A 22,562-nucleotide genomic window follows, 5' to 3' on the forward strand; every position below is an offset into this window, starting at 1 on the left:
TCTATACTTTTGTGCATTTTTTGCGCCTTTGTACGCGCTGCAAAAACAAAAGCGGACGGCCGTCAAGGGCTACGGCCGCCCGCTGCGCGCATTCTCCCTTTCCGGTTTCTTACACCATATAAGAACGAATCAAAAGTTATCGCGCATTTATTAGGATAGCACATCCGACAAAGAATAGCAAGTACCAAACGCAATTTTACCTGCGTTTGGTACTTGCCGCAAAAGATTTTTAAGTATTGTTCTGTAAAACTTATGAAAATCAGGAGTTGACGCGCCGCGCCACGACGACATAGCGGCCGTTGTCAGTCGAGTATTCGCAGGTGGAGAGGGTCAGCAGCTGCTCGCCGTAGCTGGGGCGGATGCCGCTGTCCACATCGCTGCGGGAAAGGACCTCATCCACATAGGCGTTGTAGGTATTCTCGTCCATGTCCACATACTGGTTGTAGACGAAGGACGTATCGTTCACCACGTCGATGGCGAAGGCGGCAAACACCTCATATTTTGCGTCACCGTAAAGTGTGTCGAACTCAATGTAGGGGTGCTCCTGGTAGTAGGCGGCCTTTTTGTACTCGGTCAGGCAGCCGAAGATCGTGCCGGTCTTCATGTTGTGGCCGTAGATAATAAGGTTCTCGCTTTCGGCGTTGGCACCCAGCGTGGTCTTTTCGTCCAGGTACGGCACGCCGTAGACGCTGTACTGCTTGTTGAAGTCATGGCGCAGGTAGAAATCCTTGTTGTCGGGCGCGTACATGACCGGGAAGTCCAGCGTTGTGCCGTCAATGGAAATCCAGCCGATGAAGTCAGCGTTCTTATTTTTCAGCGCGGCAAACTTGGCACCGTTGGGGTTGACGTTTTCCCCTGCTGCGGCCGGTTCCGGCGTGGCGGAGGTATCGATCATCGATTGCAGGTCGGCAAACTCGCTCTCGGTCTTTTTATCATCGATAAAGCGCTTGACCAGCAGCCCGCCGCTGACCAGGAAAATCACCGCGAACACGACCATGGCAATCGTATAGACCAGATCGCCTCGCTTTTTCTTGCGGGCCTCCGCGTTCTTCTGGGCGTGCTTTTTGGGGTGCTTTTTCTCCTCGCGCTCGGTAAATTCCTTATCGTGGTCCTGGTCGTAAAATTCAGCCGCGGGCTTCTGGGCGGGAATTTCCGGCAGAGTGGCGGTGCTGTATGGATTCGCAGGCTGGCCCTGGTACAGCGGCGCGTCATTGCGGTGTATTTTTGCCATAATCATTCTCCTGTGACAGTCTGGATAGTCTCTATTTACTATACGACGGAACCAGAAAAAATGCAAGCGAAATTCCGCGAAAAAACGCCCTGCGCCAAGCGGCACAGAGCGGTCTGTATGATACAGGATTACTCGCGGATCTCGATGCCCAGCTTGAACTTGAGGTTGCCGAGAATCTTCTTGACGAAGCGGTCAACCTCATCGGGGGTCAGGGCCTTATCGCCGGGTTGGAAGAACAGGCTGAACGCCATGCTCTTTTTGTCAGCGCCGAGTTTTTCACCACGGTAGATGTCGAACAGCTCGACCCTGGTCAGCTGCTTGCAGGCGCGCTGCATCTCGGTGACGAGGGTGCCGCACTCCATGCTTTCCGGTGCGACGAGGGCCAGGTCACGCTGAACCGGAGCGAACTCGGGGATGGGCTGGTAATGGACAGCGGCAGGCACCAGTGCGTGGAAGGCGACCCAGTCGATCTCGCCGAGGTAGATGTTCAGATTGGCGCGGCTGTCCTTAGGCAGTTTCAATTCGCTGGTCACATCGTTAGCCAGTTTGCCGAACACGCCGACGCGCTCCCCTTTGCACAGGATATAAGCGGCAATGCCGGGGTGCAGCCAGGCAACATCGGTGGCACGCTCGACGCTCAGTTCAACGCCGAACGCAGTGCCAAAGCTCTCGACGGCGCCTTTGACGGCGAAGAAGTCCTCGTCCTTGCCCCAGGCGGCAAAGCCCAGGTGCAGGCGCTCCTCGGGCAGCTCGGTCAAAGGCTGCTGTTTCGGGATATAGATGTTTGACAGCTCGAACAGGCGGCCCTCGGCGTTACCTTTGCGCAGGTTGTCGACAACGACATTCAGCAGGGACGGTGCCAGCAGCGGGCGCATGATGGTCAGGTGGGAGGAAATCGGGTTCAGAATGCGGATGACATTGCGCTCCGGGGCATCGGCGGCAATATGCAGCATATCCAGGTCGGCGTCAGCGTAGAAAGCCAGCGTCTCAGCCTCGTAGAAGCCCTGGGCGCACATGGTACGCTTGGCTTTGGCCTGAGCTCTCTGCTCGGCGGTCAGGCCGCCGCTGGTGACGGTGGCGGCTTTCAGGAAGGTGGGCACGATATGGTCATAGCCGTACTCGCGGATGACTTCCTCGGCCAGGTCAGGCTCGCCGACCTCGATATCCTCGCGCCAGCGGGGCGCAACGACCTGCATCGTGTCGCCGTCGGCTTCGAGCTTGACCTCAAACTGCAGGCGGTTCAGAATGTCGAGAATGGCGTCTGTGGGAACGGTGATACCCAAAATCGCGTTGATGCCGCTGATCCTGGCGGTGAAATGCTTACCCTCACGCGGCGCACCGGCCGAGCAGTCAAAGTGGGTGGAAGTGACTTCGCCGCAGCCCAGCTCCTGGATCAAATGCAGGGCACGGGCCATGCCAAGCTCGGTGGTATACTCGGAAATGCCCTTCTCGTAGTGGCTGGAAGCGTCGGTGTTCTGGCCCAGGCCACGAGCGGTCTTACGGATGTTGTCGCGGGCAAACTTGGCGCTCTCGAACAACAGCTGGGTGGTCGTATCTTTAATTTCGCTGTTCAGGCCGCCCATGACACCGGCCAGTGCGACCGGCTTGGAGCCGTCGCAGATGACGAGGTTATTGGGAGTCAGGGTGAACTCTTTTTCGTCCAGCGTTGTGATTTTTTCTCCGTCCTTGGCGCGGCGGACAAGAATCTGGCAGCTTTCCAGCGTGTCCATGTCAAAAGCGTGCATCGGCTGGCCGATTTCCAGCATGACGTAGTTTGTGATATCCACGACGTTGGAGATGCTGCGTAGGCCGCAGAGGGCCAGCTGGCGTTTCATCCAGCGCGGGGACTCGCCCGGCGTGATGTTGCGCACATAGTGGCCGATGTAGCGAGGGCACAGGTCGGTTGCCTCCACGCTGATGGACAGGCGCGGATCGGTAAAGTCGCTGGTCGTGTAGTCGGTGGCAGGCATTTTCAGGGGCTTGTTCAGCACAGCGGAGACCTCGCGGGCAATGCCGAGCACGCTCTGGCAGTCGGCACGGTTGGCCGTGATGGAGATATCAAAGATGTAGTCGTCAAGGCCGACAACTTCCTGAATCGGCGTGCCAGGGACGGTGTCCTTCGGCAAATCGAGCAGGCCGTAGACCTCGGAACCCGGGTACAGGTCGTCGTTCAGCCCCAGTTCCTCACCGCTGCACAGCATACCATTGGACTCAACGCCCATCAGGGGCTTGGCTTTGATCTTGATGCCGCCGGGCAGCGTGGAGCCGTCCAGCGCGGCGGCGGTGTGCATACCCGCGTAAACGTTGGGCGCACCGGTGGAAATTTGAATATCGTGGCCGTACTCGCCGCAATCGACCTTGCAGATGTGCAGGTGGGTACCCTCCTGGGGGACACACTCGGTCACGACACCGACGACGACCTTAGAAATCTCGCCGCCCAGGTCGATGAGCTCCTCGACCTCAAAGCCGCAGCCGAATAGCTTGTCTTCCAGCTCCTGTGCGGTGACGTCGATATCAACATATTGCTTTAACCAGCTGAATGGTACTTTCATTGTCTCGTCTCCTCCCCTGTCAATCCTCGAACTGCTTCAAGAAGCGCAGATCGTTTTCAAACATCAGTCCGATGTTGTTGATGCCATATTTCAGCATGGCGATACGCTCAATGCCGATGCCGAAGGCGAAGCCGGAATAGACGTTGGGGTCAATGCCACAGTTTTCCAGAACGCTGTGATGGACAACGCCCGCGCCCAGGACCTCGATCCAGCCGGTGTGCTTGCAGAGCGGGCAGCCCTTGCCGCCGCACTCAAAGCAGGAAACGTCGACCTCGACGCTGGGCTCGGTGAACGGGAAGTAAGAAGGACGCAGGCGGGTCTTGACCTCGGGTCCAAACAGCGCCTGGACGAACTTGTCCAGCATACCCTGCAGGTCGCAGAGGGTGATGCCCTTATCGACGACGAGGCCTTCCATCTGATGGAACATCGGGGAGTGGGTCGCGTCGGAGTCAGAGCGGAACACGCGGCCGGGGACCAATACCTTGATGGGGGGCTTTTCCATGTCCATGACACGAATCTGGCCGCCACTGGTTTGGGTACGCAATACGATATCGTCCGCAACGTAGAAGGTATCCTGCATATCGCGGGCAGGGTGGTTCTTCGGCACGTTCAGGCGGGTGAAGTTGTGGTCGTCGTCCTCGATCTCGGGGCCTTCGTAAATTTCAAAGCCCATACCGGCGAACACGTCAATGATTTCATTCTTGACGAGGGTGATGGGATGCAACACGCCGTGGGGGCGAATCTTGGCGGGCATCGTGATATCGACGGTCTCGGCGGCGTTGCGGGCAGCCAAGGCAGCCTTCTCGACCTGCTCAGACAGTGTCTGATACTCTTTCTCGGCCCACTGCTTGAACTCGTTAATGGTCTTGCCGACGGCAGGGCGATCCTCCTTGGGAACGTCACGCAGGCTCTTGGTCAGGCCTGCGACCTCGCCGTTCTTGCTCAGGTATTTCTGCCAGAAGTCAGAAAGCTGGGCTTTGTCGGTGACGGCTGCGCTGGCCTGCTCAATGGCGGCGCGCAGCTCTTTGATTTTTTCTTCCATAGTACACCTCTGTTTGACTTTGGGCCGGAGCAAATAAAAAAGCCCCGTCCCTGTGTGAAATCAGGGACGAAGCCTTGTACATACAATTCTCCGCGGTACCACCCGTGTTCCGCCTATAAAAAGCGGCACTCTTTGCTGCGGGTAACGGTGCAGGGCCGTTGCGCACTACCGGGCCGGAACGGCCTTTCCCGCGCACCACTCGGGAGGGAACTTCCGCACAATTTCTTTGCAGGCGGCTTGCAGCCGACGACCGCCCTCTCTGGCCCAAAGAACCTTGCGCGTACTTTCTCCGTCATTGTGTTTTTGTGAATACTAGATTAGTATAGCGCGAATTTTGCGCACTGTCAAGCCTGCGGCAGCGGATACTTCTGCTTATCTTCCACGCTGATAGCTTTGCCGAGCTGCACCTCAATGATTTTCAGCTCGGTATCGGCAAAGATCGTGTGCTTGCAGCCTGCCTGCATGGTCAGGATATCCCCTGCCTTGACCTGCTTCTCTGCACCGTCCAGAATCGCGCGGCCGGTGCCGGAAATGATGGTCCAGACCTCGTCGCGGTTTTCGTGGCTGTGGTAGTTCATGCCGTGGCCAGGGTTGAGGGTGATTTTGATGGTCATGCTTTCATCCTCAATGTCCAACACGCGGAAGGAACCCCAGGACTTTTCGGCAAACATAATTTGATGGTGAATGCTGTCCACATAGGGCTTGATGTAGCTGGATTGTTCCTTGTCGGAGACGAGGATGCCCTCCGGGCTGGCGGAGACAACGACGTTTTTCAGCCCCATGCAGAGAACCGGCACGTCCAGCTCGTTCAGCACATTGACGCCCTCGCAGGTGTCGTTCAGGATCGCCTTGCCGATGCTGGGTTCTTCCATGGCCTCAGTCAGTGTGTTCCAGGTGCCCATGTCCTTCCACTGGCCCGCAAAGCGCATGACCTGGATTTTGGACTCATTCTCGACAACGGCGTAGTCGAAGCTGATTTTTTTCAGCGTCTCGTACTTATTGAACAAGTCGTGATAGTCGGTAAAGTCGATCAGCTCGTGGGCTTTGTCCAACACATAGCGCAGCTTGTAAGCAAAAACGCCGCCGTTCCAGAGCGCCCCCCGGGCGATATATTTTTCCGCCGTGGCGGCGTCAGGCTTCTCTTTGAAAGTCTTGACCGAGCTGACGGCGTCGGCACTCTCGGGAATGATGTAGCCGTACTTTTCGCTGGGGTAAGTCGGCTCAATGCCCATCAGAGAGAGGTTCGCGTTCCCCTGCTCGGCCAGGTCAGACAAGCCTTTGAGAGCGGCAAAATAGTCATTGTTGACATAGGGGTCCACCGGGCAGACGACAACAGCGTCATCCAGTCCGACGCCCTTGACATCGTGCAGGTAGGCTGTCGCCAGTGCGATGGCCGGGAAGGTATCGCGGCGGCACGGCTCAACGCAGACACCCACCGCACTGCCCAGCTGGTTGTGGATGGACGACACCTGGGTCTTGCTGGTGGCAATCGTCACATTGGCCTCGGCGTCTACCTCTTTGATTTGGCGGTAGACACGCTGAACCATCGATTCATAGCCATCAACGGTCTTGAAAATTTTGATGAACTGCTTGGAACGGATATCGTTGGACAGCGGCCACAGACGCTTGCCGGAGCCGCCGGACAGCAGGATAATGTTCATGGCGTTTCCTTTCAGCGCTCGGCGCGCATGGGGTTATGCAGGAAGTCCTCATAGGAAAGGCGCAGGCCGTCTTCCAACTCGGTCTTATAGGTCCAGCCCAGGTTCGTTGCCTTGCTGACGTCCAGCAGCTTGCGGGGCGTGCCGTTGGGCTTGGAGGTATCCCACTTGATTTTGCCGGTGTAACCCACGACCTTGGCGACAAGCTCGGTCAACTCTTTGATGGTCAGCTCCTTGCCGGTTCCCGCGTTGACGGTCTCATTGCCGGAATAGTTGTTCATCAGGAACACGCAGAGATTGGCAAGGTCGTCGACGTATAAAAACTCGCGCAGCGGGCTGCCGTCACCCCAACAGGTCACAGAGTCCACGCCGTTGATTTTGGCTTCATGGAAGCGGCGGATAAGTGCCGGCACCACATGGCTGTGGGTCGGATGGTAGTTATCGTTGGGGCCATAGAGGTTCGTCGGCATGACGGAGATGTAGTCGGTGCCATACTGACGGTTCAGGAACTCGCAGTATTTCAGGCCGCTGATTTTGGCGAGAGCATAGGCCTCGTTCGTCTTTTCCAGCTCGGAGGTCAACAGGCAGCTTTCCTTCATCGGCTGGGGTGCCATGCGGGGGTAGATACAGGAAGAACCCAAAAATTCCAGCTTTTTGCAGCCGTTCTGCCAGGCAGAGTGGATGACGTTCATTTCGAGCGTCATGTTGAACCACATGAAATCGGCCAGGGCCTCCTGGTTGGCGACGATGCCGCCGACCTTGGCCGCTGCCAAAAAGACGTACTCGGGCTTTTCCTCGGCAAAGAACTTCTCGACATCCTCCTGGCGGCAGAGGTCAAGTTCCTTGTGGGTGCGGGTGATGATATTGGTGTATCCCTGGCGCTGCAATTCGCGCACGATGGCCGAACCCACCATGCCGCGGTGGCCGGCAACGTAGATTTTTGCATTCTTTTCCATCATAATAAAATACCTTCTCCCGATAAATTATTTGATAACGCCCTTTTCCAGGTACTCGGCAAGGTTCGTCTGGATATGCTCCTCGGCGCGCTCGACGGCGACCTTCTTCATGTCGTGGTCGACCATGATCTTGACGAGTTCCTCGAACGTCGTCTTGGTGGGGTTCCAGCCCAGCTCGCGCTTGGCCTTGCTGGGGTCGCCCCACAGGTTGACGACGTCGGTCGGACGGTAGAAGTCGGGGCTGACCTCAATAACGACCTTGCCGGTAGCCTTGTCAATGCCCTTCTCGTTCATGCCCTCGCCGGTAAATTCCAGCTCGATGCCTACATCGTGGAAGGCCAGCTGGCAGAACTCGCGGACGGAATGCTGCTCGCCGGTGGCAATGACGAAATCCTCAGGGGTCTTGTTCTGCAAAATCAGCCACATACACTCGACATAATCCTTGGCATAGCCCCAGTCGCGCAGACTGGACAGGTTACCGAGGCAGAGTTTGTCCTGCTTGCCCTGGGCAATGCGGGCGGCAGCCAGCGTGATCTTGCGGGTGACAAAGGTCTCGCCGCGGCGCTCGGACTCGTGGTTAAAGAGAATGCCGGAGCAGCAGAACATATTGTAGGCTTCGCGGTACTCCTTGACGATCCAGAAGCCGTACTGCTTGGCGACGGCATAGGGGCTGTATGGGTGGAACGGTGTGTTTTCGTTCTGGGGGACTTCCTCGACCTTGCCGTACAGCTCGGAGGTAGAAGCCTGGTAGATGCGGCAGGTGTCTTTCAGACCGCAGAGACGCACAGCCTCCAGCACGCGCAGCACGCCGGTGGCGTCGACATCGGCGGTAAACTCGGGCACGTCAAAGCTGACCTGCACGTGGCTCTGGGCGGCGAGGTTGTAGATTTCGTCGGGGCGCACGGTGCTGACAACGGACAGGATGCTCATGGAGTCGCTGAGGTCGCCATAGTGCAGGTGGAAGTTGGGATGGCCTTCCAGGTGGGCAATGCGCTCACGGTAGTCAACGGAAGAACGGCGGATGACACCGTGGACATCGTAGCCTTTTTCCAGCAAGAACTCTGCCAGATAGCTGCCGTCCTGGCCGGTCACGCCGGTGATGAGAGCTTTTTTCATAGTCGGTTCTAACCCTTTCGTCTGTATCTTGCGCGGTATCCCGCAGATATTTTATCCTGGTGTTTGCTATTCTACCGCACTATTTTGGCTTTTTGCAGGGGAAATCTTGCAAAAGACTAGCATTATATTGACTTTTTTGGTATACTGAAATCATTACATAGGGTAAACGAACGTGGGCGCACACACAGGTGCGCCCCTGCGATAGTTTCTGAGGAGAATTTTCATGGACACACCGCTGTTTGACGGCAAACTGGTTCATTCGCAGCGCATTATTTATACGCCGTCCCCTTTTGCCCGGGCCAGCCTGGTGCATTTGCAGGAGGTCGGCACATTGCAGGCCCGCAGCCCCCACGCCAGCACCCGGCAGGGGCTGGCATCCTACCTGTTTTTTATGGTAGAAAGCGGCAGCGGTACGCTGGAATATGAGGGCCAGACCCGCGCCCTGTGCGCCGGGGACTGCGCATTCCTCGACTGCCGCCGCCCCTACCGCCACTACACCGGCGACGATTTATGGACGCTGCGCTGGGTACACTTTTACGGTCCGAACATGGGGGCCATCTATAAAAAATACCAGGAGCGCGGTGGTCAGCCGAGTTTCCACGCCGAAGATGCGGCGGCCTACACAACGTCTTTGGAAACACTGTATACGCTGGCGGGGTCTGACAACTATGTCCGCGATATGCAGATCTGCGAAAAACTCATGGCCTTGCTGACGCTGCTGATGCAGGAGAGCTGGCACCCTGACACAGCCCGCGCGACCGCTGGCAAACGGCAGAATTTGCAGGAAATCAAGGATTATCTTGATACCCATTTTGCCGAGAAAATCACGCTGGACGCCCTGGCCGAGCGGTTTTACATCAACAAATTTTATTTGACCCGCGTGTTCAAGGAGCAGTTCGGCCAGACCGTCACGAACTATTTAGTGCAGCTGCGCATCACCCAGGCGAAGCGGCTGCTGCGGTTCAGTGATAAAAATGTAGAGGCCATCGCCCAAGAGTGCGGGCTGAATGATGCCAATTATTTTTCCCGGTTATTCAAGAGGGTGGAGGGGACAACACCGGGGGAATATCGGCGGCAGTGGTAGGATAATAAAAAAGCCTTCCCCCTTGGGGGAAGGTGGCCCGAAGGGCCGGATGAGGAAAGAGGCGGCCATAGCCGCCCCCCTCAAATGAGTTATAGCGATAAAGCCGCCCCTCGTCAGTCCGCTTCGCGGACAGCTTCTCCCGAAGGAGAAGCCTTTTTTGCTTTTAACGCTTCCTCAATCCGGTCAAACCGCTCCAAGAACGAATGCTCCTCGCCCTCGGTCTTGTAACCAGGCATGGTGTCCAGCGAGACGGCATGGATGCTGCGGAAAATGCTGTTCTCGATGTTCGGATTGTCGCGCATCAAACGGCGCAGCAGGATCTTGACCTCTTGCCGCTTGGATCCGCCACCGCCATTGTCACAAATGGTGCAGGCCTCGGTAAAGCGGCAGGCGCATTGGATAAATTCCAGCTCGTTATACCGCCGCCAGGCAATGATATCCTCCTCGCGGATGCAGTACATCGGGCGGATGAGGGTCATGCCCGGAAAGTTTGTGCTGTGCAGCTTCGGCGGCATAGCCTGCAGCTGGGAGCCGTAGAACATACTCATGACCGTCGTCTCGATGACGTCATTGAAGTGATGCCCCAGCGCGATTTTATTGCAGCCAAGTTCCTGCGCCTTCTTGTATAGGTGGCCGCGGCGCATCCGGGCGCAGAGGTAGCAGGGCGACTTGTCACTGTTGTTGGCGACATCAAAGATGTTCGTCTCAAACACCGTGATGGGAATGTGCAGCAGCGCGGCGTTGCTCTCGATTTTCTGGCGGTTGATTTCGTTATAGCCGGGATCCATGACGAGGTAGACCAGCTCAAACGGCACCTCGCTGTGGCGCTGCAACTCCTGCAAAAGTTTTGCCATCAGCATGGAGTCCTTACCGCCGGAAATGCAGACGGCGATCTTATCCCCCGCTTGAATTAACTCGTACCGCTTGACTGCCACAATGAAGGGCGTCCACAGCTGCTTGCGGAATTTTTTGATAATGCTGCGTTCGATTTTTTGATAAGTCTCTAATTGGCGTTCCAACGGTCAATTCTCCTTATTTGTCAGGAATTTGTAACAGGTATCGAAGGCTTGCAAAAAGCCGTCAATCTCTTCCTCGGTGGTCAAGTGGCTCAGGCTGATGCGCCAGCTGGACAGGGCGTTGCGGCGGTCGCGGCTGACAGCAAACACGGCCTTGGACGGCATTCCGTCCGACGAGCAGGCCGACTTGACCGAGACGCAGACACCCTGCTCGCTCAACGCCTGCTGGAACCGCGTGCCCTTGACGCCGGTGACGCTGACATTCAGAATATGCGGAACGGCCTGTGCGGGACTGTTGATGCGCACAAGGCTGTACGTTTGCAGTTCAGCTAACAAGCGGTCGTGCAGCTTCTGCACATGAGCCGTGCGGGCATCCTGTTCGTCCAGCGCTTTGGTCAGGGCGGCGTCCAGGCTGACGGCAAGGCCCAGGGTGGGCGTGCCGCTGCGGTAGATCGTCGTGCTGGCACCACCGGAAATCTGCGGCTCAATGACCAGACCGCGCCGCTTGTACAACGCACCAATGCCGTTGGGGCCGTAGAACTTGTGGGCGGTAAAGCTCATGGTATCCACGCCGTCCAGCCGCAAATCCGTCTTGCCCACAGCCTGCGTTGCGTCAACGTGCAGGCGGCAGCCGGGGTACGGCTTGACGATCTCGGCAATCTCCTGGATGGGCTGCACCGTGCCAAGCTCGCTGTCCACGGCGCAGACGGCAACCAGAATCGTATCATTGCGTATCAGTTCCCGCAGCTGATCCAGGTCTACCCTGCCGTCGCGGTTGATGTTGAGCAGGTCAATCTCATACCCTTGCTGCTGCAGGACCGAGAGTGACGCACCGATGGAAGAATGCTCAAGCTGGGTAGAAATGATGTGCTTGCCGATGTGACGCGACGCCTGGGCAATGCCCTTGACGGCCAGGTTGTTGGCCTCGCTGGCGCCGGAGGTGTAGATGATTTCCGCAGGCTGCACGCCGAGGTGGTTTGCAATCGACGTCGTCACCCGCTCCATCTCGGCACGGGCCTCCTGACCGGCAATGTGGGTGGAATTGGGATTGGCGATATACCGCCGCTCGGCCGCCACATAGGCGTCCAGCACGGCGGGGTCTGCCGGGGTGTTGGCAGAATAGTCAAGATAGATCATGGGGATGCCCCTTCTATATAATGTGTGCCAGAATCGTATGGCATAGTTTCCTACTTTGCCAATAGGAAATACACCCATGCAAAACCCCTGCGGCTAGGCAGGGGCATGGTTATTCAAAATCCGAAATCGTCACGGACTGCTTGGTAAAATAGGGTGTCAGGCCCCACAGGTCCGGCCCGGGGGCAACGTCAGTATAAAACAGCAGCCAAGGGCGCTCGTCCTCGTTCAGTGGGCGGATGGATACTTCCGGCTGGGCTTCGTCGGTCAGGATTGCCTCTCGTTCATCCAGCGCGGCGGCATAGCGCTGGGCCTGGCCGTCGGCCAGCTCATAGGCGGCTTCCAGGCTGGTGGCAAAGTAGTTGTCTTGGCCCTCTTTGACCGTGTGGCTGCCGATACAGGCCATCACCACCAGCATACAGGCAACGGCCAGCGGCAAGCGGCGGGCATGGTGCTGGCAGAACCGCTCGGCGCGATGCAGCGATACGCCGCGCACACGCTCCAGCCAGCCCAGCAGCAGAAATTCGGTGGCGGCAAGGCCCAGCACAAAAGTCATCCAGACGACGTTCAGAAGCCGACCCGCGCCGATGCCGCCCATCGTGTAGGAGGGCAGGAAAATCATAGCCCACATCAGCACAAAAGTGACTGCTGCGCCCAGCCAGGGACGGCGGAATACCCGATCGGGCAGAACCGCGCTGCGGGCCAGCTGCAAAAGCGGCAGCGCCAGCAATGCCAATAGGCAGAGCAGCGGCACATCCAGCCAGCGCAGCCATTGCATAGAGGTCAAAATAAAACTTTTTACTATTGCCTCCGCGAAGCCTGCTCCCGCAAAGCCGGCGGTGCGCACCCGCGTACCCGGAGCCAGCACATTCAGCAAAAGGCCAAGGACGGCAGCGACAAACGCGGGCAGTTGCCACAAATTGCGCCGCCGTGCGCAGAGCACCGCGGCCAACAGCAACACCAGCACGTTCAAAAGCCCGGCTACCTGATGGCCGCCGCCGATGACAAGGCTGCACACGCAGCCCGTCAGTGCATAGAGCACTTTTTGGCGGGGCGTCAATTTCCCGGCAAAGCAGAGTGCAAACGCAAGCCCGGCATTCAGCGCGGCCAGCGAGAAATACGGCAGGTAGTTCATTGCGCCGTTGAACCAGTACAGCCCTTCCACCGGGGAGGGCATCCCCTGGATAAACGCAAAGGTCAGCAGCAGCGCCAGCGCCCAGGGCAGATGCTTCTGCGCCGGATCCAGCCGCAGCACAACGCACCGCATAAGGCCGTACAGGCAGAAAAACAGCGGCAGAAGCACGCACAAAAGCGTGATGCCATACCATTTGTTGCCGAAGATAGCGGGCTGGAAGGCCAGCGTAAAGCCGGAAACGTAGAGTCCTTGCCAGTTTTCGTAATAGTAGGCGTTTGTATCCCAGGCGGCACGCAGCAGACGCGGCAGGTCAAAGCCGTACTGCTGCACCACCGCATGAGTGCGGGCCGCGTAGATGTAGTCATCGGCCGAGGGGCGCGCAAATACCGCCAGTGCAAACACCGGCACAAGCAGCACCGCTGTCAGCAGCACAAAACGGCGCAGCCAGCGCTTTTGCGCCGCTGCATCGTGCCAAAAATCCATAAGCACTTCCCTTTTGTATCAGGCGTCGCCCAGCGTCATCTGCAGGAAGTAGACCCACTGCTTCTCCCACCAGTACCAGTCGTGGGAGACATCCTGGCCCCAGATATCAACGATGGGGTGGATGCCCTTGCTCTCGAGGATAGCCTGCAACTCCCTGGTGGAGGCCAGCAAGTCAGCCTCCCACGCGCCCTGGCCGCAGCACATGATAAACTTGTCGGCCTTTTCAAACAGTTTCATGTACGGATGAGTCGTGGGAAAGTTGCGCATATAATCGCAGGGAGAATTACGGTAGACCAGATCGTCCATGTAATTGCCAAAGAACATTCCGGAGGAATACAGGCCGCTCAGGGCAATCGTACCGTTGAAGATATCGGGGCGGCGCAGGTAGAAGTTGACCGCGTGGCCGCCGCCCATGCTGGCACCGCCAGTCAGGATGCGGCCGGTGTGATCCTCTCCCTGTTCACGGTTGATCTCCAGCAGTCGGGGGATAAATTCCTCGCAGATATAGTTATACCAGCGCTCCTGCATTTCGATACGCGGGCGCTCTGGGCCGTGGTTATCCCAGCTTTCTGGGTCGATGCTGTCCACCGCGAAGATCTGCAGCTTACCGTTGTCGATCCACGGCGCGGCGGCGTTGCACATATTGCGATCCTCCCAATCGAAGAACCGGCCGCTCTGGCACGGGAAAATCACGATGGGGCGTCCGGCGTGGCCGTAGACCTTGAACTCCATAAAGCGGTTCAGGAAGCGGCTGTACTCTTTATAATAGCGGATCTGCATGGCAGTTTCCTCCTATTTATAGAAAAATTTCTTATTCATATCCAGCAAACCGACCATAGTATGCATCGGCCCGGTGACGGAAGTCTTGAATACCCAGTAATACAAAAGTGCCAGCGCCTCCCGCAGGTAGCACGGTAATACGCTGCGCAGCGGCGTGCCGGCAGCCAGTTCGGTGGCATTGGTAAAGCCCGCCATGGCAGCATATTTTCCGGCGCGGTAGCAGTGGAACGCATTGGAAACATAGACGATGGGCGTTGTCTCGTCATAGCCGTGCTGGCGCAGAATGGCGAGCGAGAAGGCAAAGTTTTCCTCGGTGGAGGTCGAACGCCCCTCTGATATGACCCGCGCAGGCTCCAGTCCCTTGGCAATAAGGTAGTCCCGCATGGCGTCACCCTCGGGGCACCACTCGTCGCGCCCCTGCCCGCCGCTGGTGATGACCAGTGTGTCCGGGTGGGCGGCGGCAAACTCATAGGCTTTATTCAGGCGGTATTGAAGCAGCTTACTGGGCTTGTCCTTGTGCAGGCCCGCGCCCAGCACAAGGACGACCTGCTCGTTCCCGGTAGGCGGGTTTGTGTAGCCGCTGACCGACACAAACGCAATGACGGCCAAGTAAATGGCAGCCAGTGCCGCCAGTACCCAGAATACGACCCGGCCTGTGCCGTGGCTGAACCACGCGTGGAGCGTACGGCGGAACACTGCATATCCGACAACGCAGGCGGTCAGCAGCCAGACCATGAGATTGCCCATGTTGAAGTTGGACAAAATCACCAGCGAGACCGAGTAAACAACGAGCACCACCGCCAGCAGATACAGCAGAAACAGCCCCACGTTACTTTTTGATCTCATCGTAGACGCCGCAGCCTGCCGGGCAGTAGTCAACGTTCAGTGCCTTGCAGACGGTGTCGGCAATCGTGGCAAAGCTGTACCGGGTGTGCAGGTTGACGCCGGACTTGACCTCATCGCCGTAAATCAGGAATGGTATATACTCGCGGGTGTGGTCGGTGGTCTTGGTGTAGCTGGGGTCGCAGCCGTGGTCAGCCGTGACCATCAGGATATCGCCCGGGCGCATCTTGGCCATAAAGCCGGGCAGCCAGTCGTTGAACTCGGCGGCAGCGGCGGCATAACCGGCGATATCACGGCGGTGGCCGTAGAGCATATCAAAGTCAACGAGGTTGACAAAAGCCAGACCCTCAAAATCGCGGTCAGCCAGATCCAGCGTGACCTGCAAGCCTTCGGTGTTGCCGCTGGTGCGGATGGTCTCGCCGATGCCCTTGCCCGCAAAGATATCATGAATTTTGCCCACGCCGATAGTTGCCTTGCCTGCGGCCTGGATGGCGTCCAGCATCGTGTCATGCGGCGGCACCAGGCTGTAATCGTGGCGGCGGGGCGTGCGGGTAAAGTTGGCGGCACAGTCGCCCACGAAGGGCCGGGCGATCACACGGCCAACACCGTACTTGCCGGTCAGCAGCTCACGCGCCTGGGCGCAGATTTCGTAGAGCTTTTCGATGGGCACAAGGGCCTCGTTGGCGGCAATCTGGAACACACTGTCGGCGGAGGTGTAGACGATGAGGGCACCGGTTTTCATGTGCTCCTCGCCGTAGTCGCGGATGACCTCGGTGCCGGAGTAGGGCTTGTTGCACAGAACCTTGTAGCCGGTCTTGGCGGTGAACTCGTCCAGCAGCTCCTGCGGGAAGCCGTTCGGGAAGGTGGGCAGTGGCTCTGCGCTGAGCAGACCCGCAATCTCCCAATGGCCGATGGTGGTGTCCTTGCCGGCACTGGCCTCGCGCAGGCGGGCATAGCTGCCGATGGGCGCAGACACCGGCGTGCCGCAGGTGACACCGTCCAGGTTGAACATACCGAGCTTGGCAAGGTTATCACCCTTGAAGTTGGGGTGGCCTGCAATGGCCCCCAGCGTATTGGTGCCGGGGTCGCCGAAAAGCGGTGCATCCGGCTCTGCGCCAACACCGAAGCTGTCCAGCACGATCAGAAATACACGTTTTGCCATGATGATTCTCCTAATATAAAAATGGGTCTGTGATATTCTTAGGCTTATTATACCGTAAAACGAACAAAAAGTAAACATGAAATCCGAGGTTGCAAATCGGCGTGACTTGGGCTATACTGTAAAATAGGTAAGAGTAGGATTTTTATATTCCTTATAAAAAGGAACTGCATGCAGGTACAAAAATTCAGCACACTCCCCTACACACGGCCGGATTATGCGGCCGCCCAGCAAAAACTGCGCGAGCTGACCGAGCAAGCCTAACACGCCGCTGACTATGCCGCGCTGAAAGCCGTCGTCAAGGAGCGCAACGCCCTGACGGCCATCGCTCAGCCTGCCTACCCCTTACCCACCAGGCAGCACCAAAGCTGCCGCAGAATTTGTACGGACGAGGCTGAATTTGTCTAAAAAATAACGCACCGAAAAAAAGCAAAAAATGCGCGGCAAAACCGTGCAGGAGAGCTTTTTCCCACTTGTTTACCCCTGCAAACTTGTAGTATAATACCGCTGAGGTTTGCTAAGAGTATATAAATAGGTAGAAAAACGAACGGAGGCATTTCTATGCGTAAAACCAAAATCGTATGTACTATGGGTCCGTCCACCGATAAGCCGGGCATTCTGCGCCAGCTGATGGAAAACGGCATGAACGTTGCTCGCTTCAACTTTTCTCACGGTGACTACGAGGAACACAAGGGTCGTTTTGACAAGGTGCGTGCCCTGTCCAAGGAACTGGACCTGCCCATCGCCTGTATGCTGGACACCAAGGGCCCCGAGATTCGCCTGGGTGAGTTCAAGAACGGCGTCGAGAAGCTCGTCACCGGCCAGAAATTCACCCTGACCTCCCGCAATGTGGAGGGCACGAATGAAATCTGCTCCGTTACCTACAAGGATCTGCCTCGCGATGTCAAGGCCGGCGGCCGCATCATGCTGGATGACGGCCTGATCGAACTGCGCATCGATGAAGTCGGCGACACCGATATCAACTGCACTGTCTGTAATGACGGTACCATCAAGACCAAGAAGGGTGTCAATGTCCCCGGCGTACACCTGACTATGCCGTATATGAGCCAGCGCGATACCAGCGATATCCTGTTTGGCATCGAGCAGGGCTTTGACCTGATTTCCGCCAGCTTCGCCCGCAACGCCCAGGACATTATGGAGATTCGCCACATTCTGGACGAGCACAACTCCAAAATCCGCATCATTGCCAAGATCGAAAACCAGGAAGGCATTGACAACATTGACGAGATTTTGACTGTGGCTGACGGCATCATGGTCGCCCGCGGCGATATGGGCGTGGAGATCGACTTTGCTGAGATTCCTGCCATTCAGAAGCACTTGATCGACCGCGCCATGAGCGCCGGTAAAATCTGCATCACCGCTACCCAGATGCTGGATTCCATGATCGTCAACCCCCGCCCGACCCGTGCCGAGATCACCGACGTTGCCAATGCCATTTACGACGGCACCGGCGCGGTCATGCTCTCCGGCGAGACCGCTGCGGGCAAGTACCCGGTCGAAGCCTTAAAGGCCATGGCCACGATTGCCGAGACCACCGAGGCCGACTCCAACTTTGACAGCCTGGTTCATCACTCCGGCTCGGATTCCACCCGCCTGAATGTCAGCGCTGCTGTGGGCCACGCCGCCTGCACCACTGCTGCCGATATCGGTGCGTCCGCTATCATCACGGCCTCCAAGAGCGGTGAGACCGCCCGCCTGCTGAGTCGCTTCCGCCCCGACACCCAAATCATTGCCTGCGTGCTGGACGAGACGACCCGCCGCCAGCTGAATGTCTACCGCGGTGTGACCCCGCTGATGATGGAGTATGCCACCTCCACCGATGAGCTCATCAGCATGTCCGTTGCCAAGGCGCAGGAGGCTGGCCTGGTACAGGACGGCGACCTGGTCGTCGTGACCGCTGGTGTTCCGGTCGGTGTGTCCGGCACCACCAACATGATCAAGGTCCACATGGTCGGTGATTCCCTGCTGGCTGGTGTTGGCATTGGTCAGTACAACGCCAAAGGCGAAGTCTGCGTCTGCCGCAGCGCCGCCGAGGCCGCCAAGAAGTTCAAGCCCGGTCAGATTCTGGTCGTGCCCTTCACCACCAACGACACCCTGCCCTTCATGCGCGAGGCTACCGGTATCATCACCGAGGAGGCTGGCACCAACAGCCACTCCGCGATTGTCGGCCTGACGCTGGGCAAGGCAGTCATCGTCGGTGCTACCAACGCCACCCGCACCCTGAAGGACGGCATGGTCATCTCGATGGACTGCGCCCGCGGTGTTGTCCAGGCTATGGCGAAGTGAGGCGCAACGATGGAACGTATCGCGAGTTTCTGTGTTGACCACACCAAGCTGCTGCCCGGGATGTATCTTTCCCGCCAGGATGGCGAGAACGGCGAGATCCTGACCTGGGACATCCGCATGAAGCAGCCCAACAAGGGCAGTTACCTTTCCTCCGCCGCGGCCCACACGCTGGAACACCTGTTCGCGACCTATGCCCGCAACAGCAAGTACAGCAAGGGTGTCGTCTATGTCGGTCCCATGGGCTGCCTGACCGGCTTTTATCTGCTGACCATCGGCCTGACGCCTGCCGAGGCGCTGGACCTGACCCGCAGTGCTTTTGCCTGGATGGCAGCGTTTGAGGGCGACATCCCGGGTGCATCCGCCGTGGAATGCGGAAACTACCTGATGATGGACCCCATCGCTGCCCGCGCCGAAGCCTCCGCCATGCTGCCGGTGCTGGAAAATCTGGATGCGGATAAGCTGCATTATTGATGAATAAATAAAACTGCCCGCTGCTGAAAATCGCAGCGGGCAGCTTTTTGTAGGGGCGGCTGTTTACATCCGCCCGCGGGTCGATACAAGCATCGACCCTTACATCGACCCTTACAACCTAAAAACTGCCGCCCACTGTATTGCACAATGGGCGGCGGTGATTTTATGTAGAAATTTTAACTCAGATCAGTGCGGCGGTGATCAGGGCCATCTTGTAGACCTCCTCGGCGTTGCAGCCGCGAGACAGATCATTGATGGGGGCGTTCAGGCCCTGCAGGATGGGGCCGTAGGCCTCAAAGCCGCCCAGACGCTGGGCAATCTTGTAGCCGATGTTGCCGGCGTTGATGTTGGGGAAGATAAAGGTGTTGGCGTAACCGGCAACCTTGGAGCCGGGAGCCTTCAGCTGACCGACTTCGGGGGCGACAGCAGCGTCAAACTGCAACTCGCCGTCAACCTTCAGTTCGGGGTGAGCCTCCTGCACACGCAGGGTTGCGTTGCGCATCTTGTCAACGGTCTCGCCCTTGCCGGAACCCTTGGTGGAGTAGGACAGCAGCGCAACGCGGGGGTCGATGCCAAAGACCTCAGCGGTATGCGCGGTCTCGACGGTGGACTCAACAATCTCATCCTCGGAAGGATCAATGTTGATGGCGCAGTCGCCCATGGCGATGCTCTCGTCACCGCGCATCAGGATGAAGCAGGAACTGACGGACTTGATGCCAGGCTTGCACTTGATGAGCTGCAGCGCGGGGCGGACGGTATCGGCGGTAGAATAGGTGGCACCGCCCAGCAGGCAGTCAGCTTTGCCCATCTTGACCAGCATGGTGCCGAAGTAGTTGCCCTTGGACAGAGCGGCGCGGCACTGCTCGTCGGTCATCTTGCCCTTGCGCAGCTCGACCATCTTGGCGACCATCTCGTCAAAGCCCGCGTAGTTGGTGGGGGCGATGATCTCGGCACCGGTGATATCAAAGCTGCCATCAGCAGCGGCCTTTTTGACGGCCTCGACCTCGCCCAGCAGGATGACCTTCAGGGTCTTGCCAGCCAGCAGGCGGCTTGCAGCAGACAGGATACGGGCGTCGGTGCCCTCGGTAAAGACGATGGACTTCGGCTCAGCCTGCAGTTTCTTCTCAAAATTCTCGAAAATGGACATACTCTGATAACCTCCAGTATTTATGCAGCCAAGGGCTGCGCAGCATTTACATGGTTATTATAGCACCCATTTTGCGCTTTGCAATAAAAATGTGCGAAATGCGCCGAATTTGCGCAACATATGTGCGGAAAAGGCGTTCGAGGCAAAATATTTCACAAAGTTAATAAAATGTCAAGTTGAGATTGTGGATTATTTGTCAAATTCAACCGCTTAGCTGTGTGTTCAGCGCAAAAAGTACCACAGAAGCCCGGTCTGCACAGCCAAAATCAGCGGCATGCCCACGACAAAATACCAGCGGCGCGTCTTGTGGCGGAAGGTGTACATCCCTGCCCAGGCCCCGGCGCTGCCGCCCAGCAGTGCCGCGCCGAACAGGACTTTTTCTGGGATGCGCCACTGCCGCGTGCGGGCGCGGTGCTTGTCCAGCCCCATCAGGCAGAAACCGATGATGTTCATGATTATGATGTAAATAAATGTAGCATTCATGCGTCTATTATACTGTGTGTGGGGGCAAAAGGCAAGCGCTGGCGGGGCGTCTCGAGGACGCCGCCCCCTGCCGTAAAAAACAAAATACCTCCGCTTTGTCAGCGGAGGCAGAAATGATTCAAATATCCTTGCGTGCGGCCACACTGCTGCGCACCAGGGCACGCTTCAAGCGGGCTTCGGCCAGCTCCATGTCGCGCTTGTCCAGGTTCTTCTGGGCCAGCATTTCTTCGGCGCGGGTCTTACTGCGGGCGGCGCGCTCGGCGTCGATGGCGTCCGCCCATTCAAAGGTGGTCGCCAGCAGACGGCACTCGCCTTTCAGCATACTGAGCATACCGCCCATGCAGGCGGCGCGGCGGGTGGTGCCGTCCTCGAGCTTGATGTGGGCCTCGCCCATACCCAGGGCCGTGCAGAAGTCAATATGCTTTGCCAGCAGCTGCACCTGACCGTTGATGGTCCGGCAGGATACCGACACGGCCGGGCCGTCATAGGCGACACCGTCCGGCGTTAAGATTTTGAGCGGGAAAGTTGCCATACGCCCACCACCTTACTGTTGCTTGGCCTTAGCCAGCACATCATCGATGGTGCCTGCAAACAGGAAACAACTCTCGGGGATGCTGTCGCACTCGCCGTTCAGAATCATCTTGAAGCCGCGGATGGTTTCCTTCAGCGGCACATACTGGCCGGGCATACCGGTGAACTGCTCCGCTACATGGAAGGACTGGGACAGGAAGCGCTGCACCTTGCGGGCGCGGGCGACCGTGACCTTGTCCTCCTCGGACAGTTCATCCATGCCCATGATGGCGATGATGTCCTGCAATTCCTTGTAGCGCTGCAAGACCTGCTGCACGGCGCGGGCGACCTCGTAATGCTCCTGGCCGACTACCTCGGGCGAAAGGATACGAGAGGTAGAATCCAGTGGGTCAACAGCCGGATAAATGCCCTGGGAGGCGATATCACGGCTCAAAACCGTGGTGGCATCCAGGTGGGTAAAGGTAGTGGCGGGCGCAGGGTCTGTCAGGTCGTCAGCGGGCACGTAGACGGCCTGCACAGACGTGATGGACCCCTTGCGGGTGGATGTGATACGTTCCTGCAAGGCACCCATTTCGGTGGCCAGTGTTGGCTGGTAGCCAACGGCAGAGGGCATACGGCCCAGCAGCGCCGAGACCTCGGAACCGGCCTGGGTGAAGCGGAAGATGTTGTCGATAAAGAGCAGCACGTCCTGATGCTTGACGTCACGGAAATACTCCGCCATTGTCAGGCCGGACAGGGCGACGCGCATACGTGCTCCCGGCGGCTCATTCATCTGGCCATAGACCAGCGCGGTCTTGTTCAGAACGCCGCTCTCGCGCATTTCACCGTACAGGTCGTTGCCCTCGCGGGTGCGCTCGCCGACGCCGGTAAAGACAGAGTAGCCGTTGTGGGCCGTCGCGATGTTGTAGATCAATTCCTGGATCAGAACGGTTTTGCCGACACCGGCACCGCCGAACAGACCGATTTTGCCGCCCTTGGCATAGGGGCAGATCAAGTCAACGACCTTGATGCCGGTCTCCAGAATTTCCGTTGCGGATTCCTGCTCGTCAAAAGCGGGGGCCTGGCGGTGGATGGGCCAGCGCTCGGTATTTTCGGGGGCGGGCTGCTCGTCGACCGGCTCACCCAGTAGGTTGAACACGCGGCCGAGGCATTCGTCACCGACGGGCACCTTGATAGGCTCACCGGTGTCCACAGCATCTGCGCCGCGCACAAGGCCGTCGGTGGCGGCCATGGCAATGCAACGGACCACGTTGTCGCCGACATGCTGGGCGACCTCGACGATCAGCTTTTTGTCGTTGTTTTCCACCTCAATGGCGTTGAGCAGGGCAGGCAGTTCACCGTCCTTGAATCGGATGTCCAGTACGGGTCCCATGACCTGTACGACCTTTCCGATGTGTTTTTCTGGCATAGCACACACTCCTTTAGTGGGCTTTT

At 57.9% G+C, this 22,562-nt stretch carries 19 protein-coding genes and 1 other annotated feature; of the genes, 3 read left to right on the forward strand and 16 right to left on the reverse strand.

Features of this window, described 5'->3' with window-relative positions:
* Positions 1-259: 259 nt before the first annotated feature.
* The 6 genes from srtB to gmd all read right to left on the reverse strand — a co-directional run bounded on the left by srtB (position 260) and on the right by gmd (position 8,555).
* Positions 260-1,231 carry a class B sortase gene (gene srtB, locus GPK89_RS06445; RefSeq protein ID WP_215692081.1) on the reverse strand — a complete coding sequence of 324 codons (972 nt, stop codon included), beginning with the start codon at positions 1,229-1,231 and terminating at the stop codon, positions 260-262.
* A gap of 128 nt (positions 1,232-1,359) precedes the next feature.
* Positions 1,360-3,783: a phenylalanine--tRNA ligase subunit beta gene (gene pheT / locus GPK89_RS06450; protein WP_215692082.1), complete on the reverse strand. Its 2,424-nt coding sequence runs from the start codon at positions 3,781-3,783 to the stop codon at positions 1,360-1,362.
* Positions 3,784-3,802: 19 nt separating this feature from the next.
* Entirely contained in the window at positions 3,803-4,825 is a 1,023-nt protein-coding gene (gene pheS, locus GPK89_RS06455; protein ID WP_215692083.1) for a phenylalanine--tRNA ligase subunit alpha, read from the reverse strand.
* Positions 4,826-4,884: 59 nt separating this feature from the next.
* Positions 4,885-5,130, reverse strand: a binding site (T-box leader).
* 39 nt (positions 5,131-5,169) lie between these two features.
* Positions 5,170-6,486, reverse strand: coding sequence for a sugar phosphate nucleotidyltransferase (locus GPK89_RS06460; RefSeq protein ID WP_215692084.1), 1,317 nt, complete (start codon positions 6,484-6,486; stop codon positions 5,170-5,172).
* 11 nt (positions 6,487-6,497) lie between these two features.
* On the reverse strand, positions 6,498-7,442 hold the full coding sequence (locus GPK89_RS06465) for a GDP-L-fucose synthase family protein (RefSeq protein WP_215692085.1): 945 nt from the start codon (positions 7,440-7,442) through the stop codon (positions 6,498-6,500).
* 24 nt (positions 7,443-7,466) lie between these two features.
* On the reverse strand, positions 7,467-8,555 hold the full coding sequence (gene gmd, locus GPK89_RS06470) for a GDP-mannose 4,6-dehydratase (RefSeq protein WP_215692086.1): 1,089 nt from the start codon (positions 8,553-8,555) through the stop codon (positions 7,467-7,469).
* A 223-nt stretch (positions 8,556-8,778) separates the two neighbouring features.
* Between gmd and GPK89_RS06475 the strand changes: the two genes are divergently transcribed.
* Positions 8,779-9,639: an AraC family transcriptional regulator gene (locus tag GPK89_RS06475; RefSeq protein WP_252261510.1), complete on the forward strand. Its 861-nt coding sequence runs from the start codon at positions 8,779-8,781 to the stop codon at positions 9,637-9,639.
* Positions 9,640-9,752: 113 nt separating this feature from the next.
* Here GPK89_RS06475 and GPK89_RS06480 read toward each other — a convergent pair whose 3' ends face one another.
* From GPK89_RS06480 to GPK89_RS06505, 6 genes are all read right to left on the reverse strand, one after another.
* A complete protein-coding gene (locus GPK89_RS06480; RefSeq protein ID WP_215692087.1) occupies positions 9,753-10,658 on the reverse strand; it encodes a tRNA 2-thiocytidine biosynthesis TtcA family protein in 906 nt (301 codons plus the stop codon).
* A gap of 3 nt (positions 10,659-10,661) precedes the next feature.
* On the reverse strand, positions 10,662-11,792 hold the full coding sequence (locus GPK89_RS06485) for a cysteine desulfurase family protein (RefSeq protein ID WP_215692088.1): 1,131 nt from the start codon (positions 11,790-11,792) through the stop codon (positions 10,662-10,664).
* Between the two features lie 109 nt (positions 11,793-11,901).
* Positions 11,902-13,407, reverse strand: coding sequence for a DUF6056 family protein (locus GPK89_RS06490; protein ID WP_215692089.1), 1,506 nt, complete (start codon positions 13,405-13,407; stop codon positions 11,902-11,904).
* Between the two features lie 18 nt (positions 13,408-13,425).
* Entirely contained in the window at positions 13,426-14,187 is a 762-nt protein-coding gene (locus GPK89_RS06495; protein ID WP_215692090.1) for an esterase family protein, read from the reverse strand.
* A gap of 12 nt (positions 14,188-14,199) precedes the next feature.
* Positions 14,200-15,033 carry a YdcF family protein gene (locus GPK89_RS06500; protein WP_215692091.1) on the reverse strand — a complete coding sequence of 278 codons (834 nt, stop codon included), beginning with the start codon at positions 15,031-15,033 and terminating at the stop codon, positions 14,200-14,202.
* Positions 15,017-16,192 carry a phosphopentomutase gene (locus GPK89_RS06505; RefSeq protein ID WP_215692092.1) on the reverse strand — a complete coding sequence of 392 codons (1,176 nt, stop codon included), beginning with the start codon at positions 16,190-16,192 and terminating at the stop codon, positions 15,017-15,019. Before GPK89_RS06505 ends, GPK89_RS06500 begins: the two co-directional genes overlap by 17 nt.
* 558 nt (positions 16,193-16,750) lie before the next feature.
* Here GPK89_RS06505 and pyk point away from each other — a divergent pair.
* Together pyk and GPK89_RS06515 are read left to right on the forward strand one after the other, a co-directional pair.
* Positions 16,751-18,496, forward strand: coding sequence for a pyruvate kinase (gene pyk / locus GPK89_RS06510; protein WP_215692093.1), 1,746 nt, complete (start codon positions 16,751-16,753; stop codon positions 18,494-18,496).
* Between the two features lie 9 nt (positions 18,497-18,505).
* Complete coding sequence (locus GPK89_RS06515) at positions 18,506-18,967, forward strand: S-ribosylhomocysteine lyase (RefSeq protein ID WP_215692094.1); 462 nt, start codon at positions 18,506-18,508, stop codon at positions 18,965-18,967.
* A 181-nt stretch (positions 18,968-19,148) separates the two neighbouring features.
* On the opposite strand, the gene pta is transcribed toward GPK89_RS06515, so the two are convergent.
* The 4 genes from pta to atpD form a co-directional block, all read right to left on the reverse strand.
* Positions 19,149-20,114: a phosphate acetyltransferase gene (pta, locus tag GPK89_RS06520; RefSeq protein WP_215692095.1), complete on the reverse strand. Its 966-nt coding sequence runs from the start codon at positions 20,112-20,114 to the stop codon at positions 19,149-19,151.
* A gap of 222 nt (positions 20,115-20,336) precedes the next feature.
* Entirely contained in the window at positions 20,337-20,597 is a 261-nt protein-coding gene (locus tag GPK89_RS06525; RefSeq protein ID WP_215692096.1) for a DUF1294 domain-containing protein, read from the reverse strand.
* A 118-nt stretch (positions 20,598-20,715) separates the two neighbouring features.
* Positions 20,716-21,129 carry an ATP synthase F1 subunit epsilon gene (gene atpC / locus GPK89_RS06530; protein ID WP_215692097.1) on the reverse strand — a complete coding sequence of 138 codons (414 nt, stop codon included), beginning with the start codon at positions 21,127-21,129 and terminating at the stop codon, positions 20,716-20,718.
* A gap of 12 nt (positions 21,130-21,141) precedes the next feature.
* Positions 21,142-22,536: a F0F1 ATP synthase subunit beta gene (gene atpD / locus GPK89_RS06535; protein WP_215692098.1), complete on the reverse strand. Its 1,395-nt coding sequence runs from the start codon at positions 22,534-22,536 to the stop codon at positions 21,142-21,144.
* Positions 22,537-22,562 lie beyond the last annotated feature (26 nt).

Origin of the sequence: Gemmiger formicilis (assembly GCF_018784445.1) — a bacterium.
Lineage (GTDB): Bacteria > Bacillota > Clostridia > Oscillospirales > Ruminococcaceae > Gemmiger.